Origin of the sequence: Acetobacter sp. A11-2, from assembly GCF_040208445.1 — a bacterium.
GTDB lineage: Bacteria > Pseudomonadota > Alphaproteobacteria > Acetobacterales > Acetobacteraceae > Acetobacter > Acetobacter oryzoeni.
The window spans coordinates 1935109-1949877 of sequence record NZ_CP157843.1; the positions used below are offsets into that span (position 1 = coordinate 1935109).

15 protein-coding genes are annotated in these 14769 nt (G+C 53.8%); 10 read left to right on the top strand and 5 right to left on the bottom strand.

Going from position 1 to position 14769, the window contains the following annotated elements; translation table 11 throughout:
• The first annotated feature begins 2 nt into the window (after nt 1-2).
• Nucleotides 3-350, top strand: coding sequence for a YnfA family protein (locus ABNV41_RS09430; RefSeq protein WP_050818552.1), 348 nt, complete (start codon nt 3-5; stop codon nt 348-350).
• 3 nt (nt 351-353) lie between these two features.
• Here ABNV41_RS09430 and ABNV41_RS09435 read toward each other — a convergent pair whose 3' ends face one another.
• The 4 genes from ABNV41_RS09435 to ABNV41_RS09450 form a co-directional block, all read right to left on the bottom strand.
• Nucleotides 354-1415, bottom strand: coding sequence for a transporter (locus tag ABNV41_RS09435; protein WP_050818553.1), 1062 nt, complete (start codon nt 1413-1415; stop codon nt 354-356).
• A 145-nt stretch (nt 1416-1560) separates the two neighbouring features.
• A complete protein-coding gene (locus tag ABNV41_RS09440; RefSeq protein WP_050820270.1) occupies nt 1561-1848 on the bottom strand; it encodes a hypothetical protein in 288 nt (95 codons plus the stop codon).
• A 176-nt stretch (nt 1849-2024) separates the two neighbouring features.
• Nucleotides 2025-3095 (bottom strand): histidinol-phosphate transaminase, encoded by a 1071-nt coding sequence (gene hisC, locus ABNV41_RS09445; RefSeq protein ID WP_050818554.1) that lies wholly within the window; start codon nt 3093-3095, stop codon nt 2025-2027.
• Between the two features lie 98 nt (nt 3096-3193).
• On the bottom strand, nt 3194-3766 hold the full coding sequence (locus ABNV41_RS09450) for an ankyrin repeat domain-containing protein (RefSeq protein ID WP_050818555.1): 573 nt from the start codon (nt 3764-3766) through the stop codon (nt 3194-3196).
• A 339-nt stretch (nt 3767-4105) separates the two neighbouring features.
• On the opposite strand from ABNV41_RS09450, the gene tkt reads away from it, so the two are divergent.
• The 8 genes from tkt (at nt 4106) to ABNV41_RS09490 (ending at nt 13407) form a co-directional block, all read left to right on the top strand.
• Nucleotides 4106-6208: a transketolase gene (gene tkt, locus ABNV41_RS09455; RefSeq protein WP_050818556.1), complete on the top strand. Its 2103-nt coding sequence runs from the start codon at nt 4106-4108 to the stop codon at nt 6206-6208.
• An 84-nt stretch (nt 6209-6292) separates the two neighbouring features.
• Nucleotides 6293-9148, top strand: a complete 2856-nt coding sequence (locus tag ABNV41_RS09460; protein WP_349934625.1) for a bifunctional transaldolase/phosoglucose isomerase — start codon at nt 6293-6295, stop codon at nt 9146-9148.
• Nucleotides 9149-9169: 21 nt separating this feature from the next.
• On the top strand, nt 9170-10168 hold the full coding sequence (gene gnd, locus ABNV41_RS09465; RefSeq protein WP_050820271.1) for a phosphogluconate dehydrogenase (NAD(+)-dependent, decarboxylating): 999 nt from the start codon (nt 9170-9172) through the stop codon (nt 10166-10168).
• Between the two features lie 37 nt (nt 10169-10205).
• Nucleotides 10206-11093 (top strand): HAD family hydrolase, encoded by an 888-nt coding sequence (locus ABNV41_RS09470; protein WP_349934626.1) that lies wholly within the window; start codon nt 10206-10208, stop codon nt 11091-11093.
• Entirely contained in the window at nt 11090-11836 is a 747-nt protein-coding gene (gene pgl / locus ABNV41_RS09475) for a 6-phosphogluconolactonase (RefSeq protein WP_050818559.1), read from the top strand. Before ABNV41_RS09470 ends, pgl begins: the two co-directional genes overlap by 4 nt.
• 16 nt (nt 11837-11852) lie before the next feature.
• Complete coding sequence (gene rpiA / locus ABNV41_RS09480) at nt 11853-12566, top strand: ribose-5-phosphate isomerase RpiA (protein WP_050818560.1); 714 nt, start codon at nt 11853-11855, stop codon at nt 12564-12566.
• 10 nt (nt 12567-12576) lie between these two features.
• The gene (locus ABNV41_RS09485; RefSeq protein WP_050818561.1) at nt 12577-13161 is read left to right on the top strand and encodes a gluconokinase; all 585 of its coding nucleotides are present in this window, start codon (nt 12577-12579) and stop codon (nt 13159-13161) included.
• An 18-nt stretch (nt 13162-13179) separates the two neighbouring features.
• Nucleotides 13180-13407, top strand: coding sequence for a hypothetical protein (locus tag ABNV41_RS09490; protein ID WP_050818562.1), 228 nt, complete (start codon nt 13180-13182; stop codon nt 13405-13407).
• 21 nt (nt 13408-13428) lie between these two features.
• Here the strand turns inward: ABNV41_RS09490 and ABNV41_RS09495 are convergent, their stop codons facing one another.
• On the bottom strand, nt 13429-13641 hold the full coding sequence (locus ABNV41_RS09495) for a hypothetical protein (protein WP_196332587.1): 213 nt from the start codon (nt 13639-13641) through the stop codon (nt 13429-13431).
• Between the two features lie 95 nt (nt 13642-13736).
• On the opposite strand from ABNV41_RS09495, the gene ABNV41_RS09500 reads away from it, so the two are divergent.
• A complete protein-coding gene (locus ABNV41_RS09500) occupies nt 13737-14759 on the top strand; it encodes an ABC transporter substrate-binding protein (RefSeq protein WP_050818564.1) in 1023 nt (340 codons plus the stop codon).
• Nucleotides 14760-14769 lie beyond the last annotated feature (10 nt).

A 14769-nucleotide genomic window follows, 5' to 3' on the forward strand; every position in this document is an offset into this window, starting at 1 on the left:
ATATGAATACACTTATTTTTCTGCTGCGTTCTTTCGGAATCTATCTTCTTGCGGGTTTTGCCGAAATTGCAGGTTGCTTTGCTGTCTGGCTCTGGATCAAGGAAGGCCGCTCAGGCTGGCTGACTATCCCCGGCCTTATCAGCTTATGTGTGTTTGCCCTTTTGCTCACACGTATAGATGAAGAAAGCGCCAGCCGAGCCTATGCCGCTTATGGCGGTATTTACATTACGGCATCACTTATATGGATGCGCTGTGTAGAAGGCCGGACACCAGATAAATGGGAAATAACCGGAGCCCTTATCTGCCTGCTAGGTGCTGGCGTTATTCTGTTGGCCCCACGGTACGGATAATTTTTAAAGCAGCTTTGTCAGCTTCAGCACAAACCATGTGCCCAGCATAATGCCAAAGCACAGAATACCGGCAATAACCGTATCCCACGCACCGCCGGACAAAAACATGCCGCCCGTGTTCATGCCAAAAAACCCGGTTACAAACGTGGCGGGCAGCATCAAAGTTGTACCAACAGAAACAATATACAGGCGGCGGTTGGTTTCTTCCGCCTGATTGGATGTGAGTTCGTCCTGCAAAGAGCGCGCACGGTCCTGCAAGGCCAAAAGGTCATCCAGTGCCGCATGAACTTGGCGCTGGGAACGATCTCGCAAATCATCCTCAGCCCATTCCGGCAGCTCCAGTTCTTCATCACGAAAAATACGATCTACCGGCGCCAGAACACGACGCAACTCTGTAGAGCGACGCCGGGCAACACCCAACAGGCCGCTCATACGGCCCAGATCTGTATCTCGGTCCAGCATCAGCAGCACATCTTCTGCCCGGTCTAACTGATCATCCAGCCGTGCAAAATCACGCCGCAATGTATCTGCAAATTCCAGAAGAGCTCTATCCACCACCTTGGCAGGAGAACGGGGCACAAGACCGCGCTGTAGCTCGTGATACACCACACCCAATGCCGGAATGGGATGCCTGCGCGTGGTCAGCAGCAGATCAGGCTCCAGCGCAAACCGCCACGTGCTGACATTTCTTTCATCATCAGTGGATGTGTCATCAAATGCTGGCAGCGCACCAAAAACAATATCGTCTTCACTTTCCAGACGGGTGCTGCGCTCCAGATTAGTCAGAACCTGACGTACTTCTTCTGGTAACGAAGGTATGCTTTCAATCTGCGCGCGAGAAAGGGTATGGACGATATCAAAATGGAACCAGGCCCACCCATCTTCCTGCATCAGTTCCGGGGGAAAGCTGCCGGTTGTCAGGCGCTGCGTAACAACATCACGCCCCAGTTCTACCGGTTCCTTACCCGGTCGGCAGAAAATGGCCCATACCAAGCCATCCCGCAAAAGGGTGCCTCCTTCAGAAAGAAGATCAGGCAGGGCTCCGGCTGATGGTGGGTTGGGCATCACTGGTCTCCCTGCTTTCTTACGGGCATATCCCCAAGCGGGCTGTGTCATAAAACCTGCTTTTGGCGCCAGCGCCAGTCAGGTTGCATAACATGAGCCAGAAATTGGCAAAAGGCAGGGAAACCACCTTTTGCCAACACTTAACTTATGATCGCGCCCGCAAACCCCCGGGACGGCGGCCCGCACCTTCTCCAGTTGGACGCGCAGAGCGCGTGCCATTCTGCTGCTTACGTGCAGCTTTAAGAACGGGCGCTGCTGTAAGCTCGGCCTCAAGCTGAGCAATACGTTTGCGTATGCTTTCCTTAAGTGCCGGAGAGGTATGAGCCTTCATTGCCCCCAGCGTTTCCTTCAGATCGCGCAGCTGCTTCTGTTTTTCTGGCAGAGAACGACGAATAGGCTGGTTGTCAGACATCTGGCCACGATAAGCACGCATGAGCTGAACCTCATTACAACAAAATAAGGCGCGGCCAACGTTATGGCCGCGCTGCCTGCACAGTGCAGAAATGACCCGTTGAAACCTGCGCCAAACGCACATAGCAGTTCACCCACCGCAAAAAGCGGCAGGCAAGCCCTTTATACGCGTAAGAAAAGCAGACTTTTAAGGTCTGGTTAGAGCGAATTGCTGCACAGAATATCCCGCAATGCTGAAAGCAATTTTTCACACTGCTGATCTGTGCCGACCGTAATGCGCAACCACGCAGCGGTGCGCTCACCCCTTAAGTGCCTGACAATAATGGCACGCTCTCTGAGTTGGGTAGCCAGTTCTGCTGCGTTCCGGTTCGGGTGCCGAGTGTAAACAAAATTGGCTTTGGACGGCAAGACATCAAAACCGAGTTTTTGCAGCCCTTCTGCCAATGCCGTTCTGCTGGCAACAACCTTCTGCACGCTGGAGGCAAACCATGCCTCATCTTCCACCGCAGCCGTTGCCCCTACCTGCGCCAGACGATCCAGCGGGTAGGAATTAAAGCTATCCTTTATGCGCACCAAACCTTCAATCAGTTCGGGTTGCCCAAATGCAAAACCAACCCGCAAGCCAGCAAGTGCGCGTGATTTAGAGAAAGTCTGCACGACCAAGAGATTAGGATAGTCCTTAATTAAGGAAACAGCGCTTTCTGCACCAAAATCCACATAGGCTTCATCAATCAGCACAACACGGTCTGGCTGGAGTTCCAGAAGCTGGCGCACCTCTGCCAAGCTCAGGGCAATGCCTGTGGGGGCATTCGGGTTGGCCACCACAACCCCACTGCATGGACCCGCGTAATCTGCAATATTTACCTGCATATCATCCGTAAGCGGAACCGTACGGAACGGCAGGGAATAAAGGCCGCAATACACATGGTAGAAGCTGTAAGTTACATCCGGGAACAGTAATGGTTCACCGTGCGCAAAAAATGCCTGAAAAGCATGGGCCAGAACCTCGTCCGAACCATTGCCTACAAACACATATTCCGGCCCTAACCCAACACGCGCGCCCAAAGCCGTGCGCAAAGCCAAAGCTTCGGGATCGGGATACAGGCGTAATGTGTCATTATCCGCAGCACGAATAGCCTCTAATGCACGTGGAGACGGGCCATAAGGCGATTCGTTGGTGTTCAACTTGATCAGATCGGTCATTTTGGGCTGCTCACCGGGCACATACGGTGTCAGCTTATGAACAAGCGGGCTCCAGAAACGACTCATGCTACCTATATCCAAAAAAACAAAAGCAGCCTGATATCAGGCCGCCTTATCCCTTCTTATCTGAAGGTGTAAAACCAAAATAACCCGCCAATCCTTTTTCAGGAAAGACTGGCGGCCACTGCTTTCAGCGCTTCTTCAAGTGCAGGCTTACCCTGCCTACGGGCCAGATCTATAGCATTTAAGCCTTCGCCATCACGCAATGTCGGGTTGGCACCGGCTTTCAGCAGCAAAAGAGCCATATCATCCCGCCCAAACATCACGGCAAAAATCAAAGGTGTGCGCCCAACAGCGTTGGGAATATCCACCCCTGCCCCAGCTTCCAGCAGCATGGTGGCAATAGGCATATCGCCTTTAAACGCCACGCCAGCCAGCGCTGTTGCCCCTTTTTCATCTTGCAAATCTGGCTTGGCACCATGAGCCAGCAGCACGCTCACGGCATCCTTATGCCCATTGTAAGAGGCCAAAATAAGCGGCGTGTAGCCTTTTTCAGCCCTTAGGTTCGGGTCCATTCCAGCCTGCAAAAAGCGGGCCAGCATATCTGCATCCCCTTCACGCGCCGCGTTCAGGAAAAGTGCTTCAATCTGTTCACGCGTAAAGCCCTGTGCGCCACCACCGGTTGCCGGGGCGGCTGTTCCCTGCTCGGACGGAGTCCGGGAAGAAACTTCTGTCATGACTGACCTCCGGAAAAGAATGGTTTTGCAACAACGGTTATCTTACGCTGCCGCGTTATTAAGAAAAAGAACCATATCAGCCCCTTTGTCCATACCACAAACGCACAAGTGGCACGCCTGCTCCCTGCCCAGGTAAAAAGAGCATTTCAGGCCCAAAATCACAGAGTTATGACAGCAGGCCTGTTGAACATAAAAAGCAGCCCAAGCGTCATCATCTCTTGCCGAAAAACGCCTAACCGTGGAATTGTGCGGAACTCTTACAAGGCACACCGCTTAGGGGTGCTCATAACTTTCCGGCCATAATTCGTAATTACGGCCCAGTCTGGAGGATAGGTCTGCATGCGCGTTTCTCTTCCCACTCCTGTTCGCGCACCTGCACAAATGCAGGGCAGTGGCGCATCCAGCCTTGATACGCTGTGCATCAACACCATTCGCGCACTTGTCATGGACACTGTGCAGAAGGCCAATTCTGGCCATCCGGGGGCGGCCATGTCCATGGCGCCGCTGACCTATACTCTATGGCAAAACCTCTTAAACTATGATCCGACCAACCCATTGTGGCCCAATCGGGATCGGTTCGTGCTTTCCATCGGGCATGCCTCTGCCCTGCTGTATTCCATGATTCATCTGTCCGGCATCCGGCAGGTGACGAACGGCAAGGTGACGAACGCTCCGGCCCTTACAACGGCTGATTTAGAACAGTTCCGCCAGCTTGGCTCCAAAACCCCGGGTCACCCAGAACACGGGCACACAACCGGCGTAGAAACCACAACCGGCCCACTGGGCGCTGGCTGTGGCAATTCCGTTGGCATGGCCATGGCAGAAAAATGGTTGGCTGCACGCTTTAATCAACCGGGTTTCGAGCTGTTTAACCATCATGTTTACACCCTGTGTGGTGATGGTGACATGATGGAAGGTGTAAGCAGCGAAGCAGCATCCCTCGCCGGCCATCTTCAGCTTGGCAACCTGATCTGGATTTACGATTCCAACCGCATCTCCATTGAAGGCGGCACCAACATTGCATTTACAGAAAACGTGGCAGAACGCTTTGCCGCCTATGGTTGGCAGGTTCTGGAACTGAAGGATGCCAATGATACAGCAGCCTTCACTCAGCTGATCGCTCAAGCCAAGGCTGAAACCAACCGCCCAAGCATTATTATTGCACATTCGGTTATTGCATGGGGTGCGCCCAATAAGGCTGGCATGGCCTCCGCCCACGGGGAACCTTTGGGCGCAGAAGAAGTGCGTGAAACCAAAAAGTTTTTCGGCTGGCCAGAAGACAGCAGCTTCCTTGTTCCACAAGAAGCACTGCAACATATGCAGGATGGTTTAGGGGCCCGTGGGGCCGCCGCCAGTACCGCATGGAACAAACTGTTTGCCAGTTACCATTCCTCACACCCCGCTTTGGCTGCAGAGCTAGACGCTATTTTCAATGGCACTCTGCCAGAAGGCTGGGATGCGGATATTCCGGTTTATGAAACCAGCGCAAAAGGTGAGGCCTCCCGCGCCAGCTCTGGCACCGTGCTTAACGCTGTAGCTGGCCGTTTGCCTTGGCTTCTGGGCGGATCTGCAGATCTGGCTCCCTCCACCAAAACGCTGCTGAAGGGTGAAAAAAGCTTTCAGCCTGCTCAATGGGGTGGAAGCTATGCTGGGCGCAATTTCCACTTTGGGGTGCGCGAACATGCCATGGGGGCCATTGTAAATGGTATGGCCCTGTATGGCCTGCGCCCTTATGCGGCTGGCTTTCTGATTTTCTCGGATTACATGAAGGCCCCTGTCCGCCTCTCCTCCATTATGGGCCTGCCTGTCACTTATATCTTCACCCATGACTCCATCGGGGTGGGTGAAGATGGCCCCACACATCAGCCTATCGAACAGCTGGTGCAGTTGCGTGCTACGCCGGGCTTGGTAACGCTGCGCCCGGCCGATGCCAATGAAGTGGCCGAAGCATGGCGTTTTCTGATCCAGCATCGCAATGGCCCCACTGCCCTCGCCCTAAGCCGCCAGAATCTGCCAACGCTTGATCGTACCCGCTACGCACCGGCTTCTGGCCTCACAAAAGGTGCTTATGTTCTTGCAAGCAGCGAACAGACACCAAAGGTTATCCTGATTGCATCGGGCAGCGAAGTTTCTCTTGCCGTGGACGCATATGAAGCCCTGAGCACAGAAGGCATTCCAGCCCGCGTTGTTTCCATGCCCAGTTGGGAACTTTTTGAAGCTCAGCCACAATCTTACCGTGAGAGCGTGCTACCCGCCGCTGTAACAGGACGTGTGGTTGTAGAAGCAGGCTCACCCATTGGGTGGGACCGTTATGCTGGACCAACAGGTGAAATCATTGCCATGCGTGGCTTTGGTGCCTCGGCTCCAGCGGGCAAACTGCTTGAAAAATTTGGTTTCACGCCAGATGCCGTGTTGGCAGCAGCCAAGCGGCAGGCAGGCTAAGCAAACCTGATCTTTCACCGCGCGTTATATGACATCGGCCTGCCCGGTTGTTGATCGGGCAGGATGGAGAAAGGATAACCACCAATGACATCCTCTGCCACGCCAAGCGCCAATCCACTACGGGCACTTGCAAAAGCCCACCAGTCCCCTTGGCTGGACTTCATCCGTCGTTCCTTTGTGGAAGATGGTTCACTGGCGCGCCTCGTGCAGGATGATGACATTCGTGGTGTCACCTCCAACCCGGCCATCTTCCAAAAAGCAATGGGAGAAGGCACGGAATATGATGCCCAGATGCGCGATATTCTGGCGCATGAAATTGTTGCCCCGGGCGTACTTTACGAAAAGCTGGCAGTTGCCGATATCAAGGCAGCGGCCCATGTGCTGGCCCCTGTTTATGAACAGGCCCATGGCAAGGATGGCTTTGTAAGCCTAGAAGTTTCTCCGTATCTGGCGCGGGATATGGAAGGCACAGCACATGAGGCTGCTCGCCTGTGGGCAGATGTGGCTGAGCCCAACCTGATGGTTAAAATTCCCGCAACGCCAGAAAGCATTCCGGCTATTCGGGCAAGCATTGCTGCGGGCATTAACGTCAACGTCACGCTTATTTTCTCTCTGAATGCTTACAAAGACGTCGTGGACGCATGGCTCAGCGGTCTGGAAGACCTGAAAGCCAAAGGCGGAGATCTGTCTCGCGTTGCATCCGTTGCTTCCTTCTTTGTCAGCCGGATTGACAGCAAGATTGATGCAGAAATTGATCGGCGCGTTGCTGCGGGGGATAAAGACGCCGCAACCCTAAAGACCCTACGTGGCAAAGTTGCCATTGCCAACGCCAAGATGGCCTATGTGTACTGGCAGGAAATGATGCAAACGCCGCGCTGGAAAGCGCTGGAAGACGCAGGCGCTCAAACTCAGCGCCTCCTGTGGGCCTCTACTGGTACCAAAGATAAAGCCTATAGCGATGTGCTGTATGTTGAGAGCCTGATCGGCCCGCAGACTGTCAACACCCTGCCGCCTGCTACCATGGATGCCTTCCGTGACCACGGCACCGTGGCCGAAACACTCGGTACGGATATCGCCAACGCCCGACAGGTGATGGAAGATACACAGCGCCTTGGCCTTGATCTGGAAGGTATTACCAAAACCCTTGTAGATGAAGGTGTGCAATCCTTTGCTGATGCCTTTGATGGGCTGCTGGGCTCTGTTGCCGCCAAGCAGGCAACTCTTCTTGGAGATAAGCTCACCACCCTGAAAACAAGCCTTCCAGCTGATTTTCAGGAAGCTGTTGATAAAGGCTTAAACGCTTGGCGTAAGGATGGCTCCATCCGCCGTTTGTGGGCTAAGGATGCGTCTGTCTGGACCAATGGACCAGAAGCCAAATGGCTGAACTGGCTGAACACGGTAGATGACCGCCTGAACCATATTGGAGATCTGGAAGCCTTTCAGGCTGAAGTAAAAGCCCGCGGCTTCCATCAGGTTCTGCTTATGGGCATGGGTGGTTCCAGCCTTGGGCCAGAAGTGCTGGCCATGACCTTTGGCAAGCACGAAGGCTTTGGCCATCTTTACGTGTTGGACAGCACAGACCCGCAGCAGGTTGCTGCTTTTGAGAAAAAGATAGACCCGCACCACACGTTGTTTATTGTGGCCTCCAAGTCCGGCAGCACGCTGGAGCCCAATATCATGTTGGCCTACTTCCAAGATCTGGCCAAACGGGCGCTGAAAGAAAAAGCGGGTTCACATTTTGTGGCCATTACAGACCCAGGATCCAAGCTGGAAGCCTATGCCAAGGCTGAAGGGTTCTGGAAGATTTTTGCTGGTGACCCACAAATTGGCGGCCGTTATTCAGTGCTTTCCAACTTTGGTATGGTGCCTGCAGCAGCCGCCGGTGTGCCGTTACGCCTGTTTCTTGAAGACGCGCTGCGTGGCGTACGTATGTGCGATGGCAGCGTGCCGCCCGTATCCAACCCCGGCGTGTTGTTGGGCACCATTATGGGTGTTGCCGCCACACAGTTCGGGCGGGATAAGCTGACAATTATTGCCACGCCACAGATCATGGACTTTGGCGCTTGGATGGAACAGCTTATTGCTGAATCCACCGGCAAGCATGGCAAAGGCATCATCCCCATTGATGATGAAACGCTGGGCGGCCCCAAGCGCTACGGCAAGGATAGATTGTTTGTTTATCTGCGCCTTGCAACAGAACATCGGCATAAGCAGGACGAAGCCATTGCAACCCTGATTGATGCCGGGCAGCCTGTTATCACCATCAATTTCCACAATAAGCGCCAGATTGCGCAGGAATTCTTCCGTTGGGAGATTGCCACCGCTGTTGCTGGTGCTTTCCTGAACATTGATCCGTTCGATCAGCCGGATGTTGAATCTACCAAGATCGAAACGCGCAAGCTGATGGAAGCTTACGAAAAAACTGGCAAACTGCCTGCAGAAGAACCCTTTGCGCAGCACGGGCCGCTGGTGTTTTTTGCAGATCAGGCTAATGCAGCCGCCCTTAAGGGAGATACGGCCACAGCTATCCTGAAAGCGCATTTTGACCGCGTAAAGGCTGGAGATTACGTGGGGCTTCTGGCTTACATTGAACGTAACCGTGAAACACTGGAATGGATCCAGCATGCACGCCTGCATGTGCGTGATGCCAAAACCATTGCCACGGCAGCAGAATTCGGGCCGCGCTTCCTGCACTCCACCGGTCAGGCTTACAAAGGTGGGCCCAACACAGGGGTGTTCCTGCAAATTACAGCGGATGATGCGCGAGACCTACCCGTGCCCGGCACTGGCTATTCCTTTGGCGTTGTAAAAGCCGCTCAGGCACGTGGTGATTTTGATGTGCTGGCCGAACGCAAGCGCCGTGCCCTGCGGGTGCATATTAAAGGAAATCTGAAAGAAGGCCTTGCAGCGCTTGCTTCTGCCCTGCATGACGCCCTGTAAAATATTAAACAGGAGAACATGATGCAGATTGGCATTGTTGGACTGGGCAGAATGGGCGGCAACATTGCCGTCCGCCTGACACGGCACGGGCACGACGTTGTTGTTTATGACCGCGATACCGCAATGGTGGAAAAAACCGTTGCCCGCGCAGAAGCCGGTCGTGCTGTTGCTGCCAGCAACCTTGCCGATGTGGTGGAAAAGCTGAACGGACCCAAAAAAATTGTATGGTCCATGCTTCCGGCTGGCGCCATTACGGAAGAAACCGTAATGGCCTTGGCTGGCCTGATGCAAAAAGGTGATATCGTTATTGATGGTGGCAACACCTACTACAAGGACGATATCCGCCGCGCCAAAGTGCTGGCTGAAAAAGGCATTGATTACATTGATGTTGGCACATCTGGCGGTGTGTGGGGTTTGGACCGCGGCTACTGCATGATGTATGGCGGCCCGCGTGAAGCCGCTGATTATATTGACCCCATTCTGACCTCTCTGGCACCGGGAATTGGGGATATTCCACGCACGCCGGACCGGGAGCGCGCAGATCTCGACCCCCGTGCGGAGCAGGGCTACCTTTATTGTGGCCCAGCTGGGTCAGGCCATTTTGTTAAAATGGTTCATAACGGCATTGAATACGGCATGATGCAGGCCTTTGCTGAAGGCTTTGATGTGATGTACCGCAAGGATTCACCACTGCTGGCAGAAGATGAACGCTTCTCCCTCAACATGGCAGATATTGCCGAAGTCTGGCGCCGTGGCAGCGTGGTATCTTCCTGGTTGCTGGATCTTACCGCTCAGGCTCTGGCCAAAAATGGTGAACTTTCTGAGTTCAGCGGTGAAGTCAGTGATTCTGGTGAAGGCCGCTGGACAATTGAAGCTGCCATTGAGGAATCCGTGCCAGTGCCGGTGATGACAGCTGCACTGTTCACACGCTTCCGTTCACGCAGCGGCAACACATTTGCAGAAAAAGTGCTATCAGCCATGCGCTTTGGCTTTGGTGGCCACGTAGAAAACAAGAACTAAAATAACATTTTAGACACAAGGTTAGGAGTCGGGAAGTATGACAGATAACGGACAGAACGGACTCAACCCGGGCCGTCCGCCTGCCTCCCGCATCCGCCTTGTTGTGTCTGATATGGATGGCACGCTGCTTACGCCTGAAAAACAGGTAACACGCCATAGCATTGCCGCCATCCAAACGCTCAAGCAGACCGGTGTGCCGGTCTGTCTTGTCAGCAGCCGCCCTCCGGGTGGCATGGAAATGTATTTTGATGTGCTGGGCCTACACACGCCTTATGGCGCGCTAAACGGTGGCACCATTTTTAATGCAGACCGCACAATCCGCTCCCGCCTTTCATTAGACCCCGAAGCTGTTCAGGAAACACTGGATATGCTCAAGGTGCACGACATTGATGCTTGGCTGTTCCGTGGGCACGAATGGTTGGTCACCAATGCAACCGGCGCTTACGTAGAACCCGAAGCAAAAGCCGTGCGCATGACGCCTACAGCCGTGCCATCCTTTGATGATTACCGGCAGGATGTTGGCAAGGTGACCGGATCTTCTGCCGATTATGAAGCTTTGATGCGTCAGGAACTGGAGATCGGACAGTTGCTTGAAGGCCGCGCCAGCGTGGCCCGCTCCTGCCAATGCTTTTTAGATATCACCCCCAAAGATGCCAACAAAGGCTATGCTCTGCGCCAATTGGCCAACTTTTATAATATTCCCATAGAAGAAGTAGCCTGCATTGGGGACATGAACAACGATGTGCCCATGCTCTCCATTGGTGGGCTTTCTATCGCCATGGGGCAGTCAAAACCGGAAGTGGCAGAAACGGCACATTTCGTAACCGCCCCTAATTCGGAAGATGGCTGGGCCAAAGCTATGGAACAGTTTGTATTGCCCCGCGTGGCTCCGCTTTCAGACACGGCAGGAAAGACAGTATCGTGACAGAACAGACTACCGCCAACGGTGCCCTGCACATTTCTGCAACACGAGACAGCCTGATGCATGATCTGGCTGATTGGCTTGTAAAACAGACGCTCCAGCGCCCGGAAGCCCCCTTCCGCATCGCACTCAGCGGGGGTAGCACACCGCAACACCTTTACCGCCTGATGACAGAAGAACCCTATGCCAGCCGCTTTCCGTGGCAGCGCATGCAGTTTTTCTTGGGGGATGACAGATTTGTGCCGCACGATCATGCAGACAGCAATTATGGCATGATGCGCCGCCTGCTGTTTTCCCGCGTGCCTGTGCCCACAGAAAACATCTTCCCCATGCCGGATAAAGGCACAGCGGAGCAAGCCGCCAAGGAATATGAAGCAACCCTGAAACAGATATATCAGGGAGATGCTCTGCGGGCAGACAAACCACTTTTTGACGTAAACCTGCTGGGCCTGGGCACAGATGGCCATACAGCCTCCCTTTTCCCCGGCCAGCCGGTATTGCAGGAGCGCACTGCATGGGTTGCCCCTTGCGTGCCCCCTGTTGCCCCCCACACACGTCTGACACTGACCTACCCGGCCATTCATGCCAGCCGGCATGTTATTTTTCTGGTAGAAGGGGCTGATAAAAAAGAAGCCGTTACCCGCGTGAGAGCGCAGGATCCCGCCTGCCCCGCCAGCGCCATTACCAGTGCAGGAGATCTGATCTGGTTTTTAGATCAGCCCGCAGCCCCAGCACCGCAGAACTAACAGGATACAAACAGGCATGACCGCAACACCGCCCGATCCCGCTGCCGCCTTTAAACAGCAGGCTGCCATCAAGGCTGCATCCCTTGTGCAGGATGGCATGGCCGTTGGCCTTGGCACGGGTTCTACCGCCAAATTTGTTGTTGCTGAACTCGGCCGCCGTGTGCGCGAAGAAGGGCTGCGTATCCGTGCCATTCCCACATCCAGTGCTACGGAAAAGCAGGCTCAAGAAGAAGGGATTCCCCTCACCACTTTTGGGGAACAGCCTGAACTTGATATCGCCATAGACGGTGCTGATGAAATTGAACCCCGCACCCTCAACCTGATTAAAGGTTTAGGAGGCGCTCTGTTGTGGGAAAAAATAGTCGCATCTGCCGCAAAGCAGTTTGTTGTGGTGGCTGATGCCAGCAAATACGTGGACCATCTGGGTGCAAAATGCCCCCTGCCCGTAGAGGTTATTCCTTTTGGTTGGGAAAACGTTGCACGCCAGTTGGGCGAACTGGGCGCGCACGTGACACCACGGCGCAACCGAGACGGTTCTTTCTATCTGACCGATGAAAAGAACCTGATCATGGATTGCGTATTTGGCCCCATGATGGAACCCGAAAAACTGGGCCGCTCCATTCTGGAAATTGTTGGTGTGGTTGAACACGGGCTGTTCCTGCATATGGCGTGCCAAACCATTACTGCTGGGCCAGAAGGCATACGCATCCTTACCCCGCAACAGGATTAAAATATCTCCCATGCCACAGAATGCTTCTGCCTCCCCCACAGACAGCACACTCCCTACCCAACCAGCGGCACAGGGCATTACCCGGCACCTGCTGGTTGTTATGGGCGTATGCGGATCTGGCAAAAGCACTGTGGCCGAGGGCCTGCATAATGAGTTGGGATGGCCGTGGCTGGATGCAGACAGCCTGCATTCTCCCTCCAGCATTGAAAAAATGGCTCACGGCATCCCACTTACGGATGAAGATCGCCAAGGCTGGCTCACACGCTGCCATGCTTGGTTGGCAGAAAAACAAAAAGCCGGCACAGGCGGTATTCTTGCCTGCTCTGCCCTCCGCCGCATTTATCGTGATCAACTTCGGCAAGATGGCGTAAAACCATTATTTATCTATTTAAGCGCAGATACATCTGTTCTGGCGCAAAGGCTAAAAACGCGGCCCGACCACTTTATGCCCGCCTCCTTACTGCCAAGCCAGATACAAACATTGGAACCTCCGCAGGCAGATGAACAGGCGCTCACTTTTTCCGTGCTGCCTGAACCTGCTGAAGTCATTGCTGAAATTCTAACGCGCTTGAGAACTCTTCCCTCAAACATGTAAACGCTACGGGAGAAGGTAGTGGGACATAATTACGCTAAACCGCTTACATCCGGTCAGAAAATGGAGCGCTTGCTCACACGTATCCCACCCGGCTGGCACATTGCTTTGGAGCGTCCGACTGGTGAAGCCACATGGCGCGCGCTCACACACGCACCGGATAAGGAAGGAAGCTGGAGCGCACCCCATGCAGACCCGGCAGATGCGCTGGAAGAAGCATGGCGCAACAACCGCTCGGTGCTTGTATAATTTTTGCACGAAGCGCAGCTGTTAACGCTCTGCTTTTTCCGATGTCACCTTGCGATACGGTTTACCGGTGAGGCTATTGATTCTCACCTTACGGGGTAGTTTAGGCGTTTCATCTGGCACAACGTGGCATGGCACACCTTCGGCCTGCCGTGCCTTTGCAAAGCGTTGAGCATGTGAAAGCTGAGATGCCTGATAAAGCAGTTTATCCCCCAGCATAACCTTGTGCTTCCGCACGCTCTTTCCTCCAATGCTGCACCATATCCGCACCAACATGGTGCTTGTGGTGCATTTATCTGTATCCTATCGTATATAAAAATAGGATACATTTCATGACTTCATTGCTGACACGCCTTTGCTGCTCCACCCTGCTGATTGCGGGGTTAGGCTCTTTTGTTGCCCCTGCCGCCATGGCACGCAGCGTTACGGATATGAGTGGTCATACCGTTGAGATCAAGGATGACCATCCACCCATTGCAGATCTATGGTTTGCCCATAACGAAATTTCCGTCATGCTGGGGGCGGCAGACCGTATCCGGGTTTCTGCTGAAAACCCGGTAGATAGCCCTTGGCTGTTCAAGGTCGCGCCTATTATGAAAAACGCCCATACGGGTGTGCGACCTGATACCGCCAGTGCAGAAAATCTGCTGGCTCTCAACATCGGTCTGGCTTTTGTACCAACTGCTGCAAAGGCAGAAGAACTGCGCAGAATGGGTGTACCCACTTTATGTGCGGAATATACAACTCTGCCGCAAATGCTAAAATCCATGGACATGACAGCCCAAGCGCTGGATACGCCAGAAGCCTCTAAGGTTGCCCAATCCTACAGGCAGGATATGGAAGCAACGCTGAAGCAATTAAGCACCCGTTTGACCAACGTACCAGCCAAAGAGCGCCCACGCGTTTTGCATATTGCGCGCCTGAACCCGTTGCAGATTGATGGCACAGACACGCTGATAGACGCTTGGATACAAACCGCTGGTGGGCAAAATGCCGCTACGGTCAGCGGTAACCATCGGCCTGTTTCTTTTGAGCAGATTGCTGTGTGGAACCCGGATGTCATTATTATCGGGGCCTCTGCAGGCATGCCAGATGCGGCTTCTCCTCTCAGATCTCTCGCCGCTTTCAAAAACGGGCGGGTATGGATAAACCCACAAGGCGTATTTGCATGGGACAGATACGGAGCGGAAGAACTGCTGCAACTCCAATGGGTTGCACAAAAACTGCATCCAGACCTTTTTGCTGATACCGATATGCACAAGGCCACACAGGCCTTCTATCGCAAGTTTTTTCAGTACCCGTTAACAGATCAGGAAGCTGATCTTATTTTGACAGGAAAACCGCCTGCTCCATAATCACCATGCA

Bases quoted from the DNA above. Each gene is read 5' to 3' on its own strand.
- ABNV41_RS09485 (WP_050818561.1), top strand. From the start codon at position 12,577: ATGCCACAGAATGCTTCTGCCTCCCCCACAGACAGCACACTCCCTACC.
- ABNV41_RS09440 (WP_050820270.1), bottom strand. From the start codon at position 1,848: ATGCGTGCTTATCGTGGCCAGATGTCTGACAACCAGCCTATTCGTCGT.
- ABNV41_RS09435 (WP_050818553.1), bottom strand. From the start codon at position 1,415: ATGCCCAACCCACCATCAGCCGGAGCCCTGCCTGATCTTCTTTCTGAA.
- tkt (WP_050818556.1), top strand. From the start codon at position 4,106: ATGCGCGTTTCTCTTCCCACTCCTGTTCGCGCACCTGCACAAATGCAG.
- rpiA (WP_050818560.1), top strand. From the start codon at position 11,853: ATGACCGCAACACCGCCCGATCCCGCTGCCGCCTTTAAACAGCAGGCT.
- ABNV41_RS09470 (WP_349934626.1), top strand. From the start codon at position 10,206: ATGACAGATAACGGACAGAACGGACTCAACCCGGGCCGTCCGCCTGCC.
- hisC (WP_050818554.1), bottom strand. From the start codon at position 3,095: ATGAGTCGTTTCTGGAGCCCGCTTGTTCATAAGCTGACACCGTATGTG.
- ABNV41_RS09450 (WP_050818555.1), bottom strand. From the start codon at position 3,766: ATGACAGAAGTTTCTTCCCGGACTCCGTCCGAGCAGGGAACAGCCGCC.
- ABNV41_RS09460 (WP_349934625.1), top strand. From the start codon at position 6,293: ATGACATCCTCTGCCACGCCAAGCGCCAATCCACTACGGGCACTTGCA.
- ABNV41_RS09500 (WP_050818564.1), top strand. From the start codon at position 13,737: ATGACTTCATTGCTGACACGCCTTTGCTGCTCCACCCTGCTGATTGCG.
- ABNV41_RS09430 (WP_050818552.1), top strand. From the start codon at position 3: ATGAATACACTTATTTTTCTGCTGCGTTCTTTCGGAATCTATCTTCTT.
- gnd (WP_050820271.1), top strand. From the start codon at position 9,170: ATGCAGATTGGCATTGTTGGACTGGGCAGAATGGGCGGCAACATTGCC.